General features: G+C 49.1%; 1 protein-coding gene and 2 rRNA genes. All 3 read right to left on the reverse strand.

The genetic code is table 11. The features are described from left to right. Positions 1-234: ribosomal RNA gene (locus ACTHRG_RS23495) — 23S ribosomal RNA — on the reverse strand; the annotation flags it as partial. After that, positions 229-351 carry a hypothetical protein gene (locus tag ACTHRG_RS23500; protein ID WP_258752131.1) on the reverse strand — a complete coding sequence of 41 codons (123 nt, stop codon included), beginning with the start codon at positions 349-351 and terminating at the stop codon, positions 229-231. The genes ACTHRG_RS23495 and ACTHRG_RS23500, both read right to left, overlap by 6 nt. A gap of 186 nt (positions 352-537) precedes the next feature. After that, positions 538-895: ribosomal RNA gene (locus ACTHRG_RS23505) — 16S ribosomal RNA — on the reverse strand; the annotation flags it as partial.

Below are 895 nucleotides of genomic sequence, written 5' to 3' on the forward strand. Positions count from 1 at the left end.
CGCGTTTGCTTTCTCTTCCTCCGGGTACTTAGATGTTTCAGTTCCCCGGGTCTGCCTTCCATACCCTATGTATTCAGATAAGGATCCTATCCCATTACGGATAGGGGGTTTCCCCATTCGGAAATCTCCGGATCAAAGCTTACTTACAGCTCCCCGAAGCATATCGGTGTTAGTACCGTCCTTCATCGGCTCCTAGTGCCAAGGCATTCACCGTGCGCCCTTTCTAACTTAACCTACTTCGGCCAATGATAAGCGGCGAATCTCTGCGTCAGCTCCGTCACTGTGCTCCTCACGTACTCTCGTACGCTCCGGTGCTCGTTCGGTCGCTTCCTTGATCTTCTTGCTTCTCATTGCCCTCAGGTTTGTGCTCTTACTTCGTTTTAAAACAAAAATAAGAGAAAAAACTAAGATGGCGATTACTCGGTTATTGCTTCTTCATTAACATTATCTAGTTTTCAAAGAACGATATTTTTGAGAGATTGAACTCTCAAAACTGAACGAACAAAGAACGTCACGTCTCTTGTAAATATTCCTTAGAAAGGAGGTGATCCAGCCGCACCTTCCGATACGGCTACCTTGTTACGACTTCACCCCAATCATCTGTCCCACCTTAGGCGGCTGGCTCCAAAAGGTTACCCCACCGACTTCGGGTGTTACAAACTCTCGTGGTGTGACGGGCGGTGTGTACAAGGCCCGGGAACGTATTCACCGCGGCATGCTGATCCGCGATTACTAGCGATTCCGGCTTCATGCAGGCGAGTTGCAGCCTGCAATCCGAACTGAGAATGGTTTTATGGGATTCGCTTAACCTCGCGGTTTTGCAGCCCTTTGTACCATCCATTGTAGCACGTGTGTAGCCCAGGTCATAAGGGGCATGATGATTTGACGTCATCCC

Origin of the sequence: Cytobacillus sp. SAFR-174 (assembly GCF_051964675.1) — a bacterium.
Taxonomy (GTDB): domain Bacteria; phylum Bacillota; class Bacilli; order Bacillales; family Cytobacillaceae; genus Cytobacillus.

Bases quoted from the DNA above. Each gene is read 5' to 3' on its own strand.
- ACTHRG_RS23500 (WP_258752131.1), bottom strand. From the start codon at position 351: ATGAGAAGCAAGAAGATCAAGGAAGCGACCGAACGAGCACCGGAGCGT.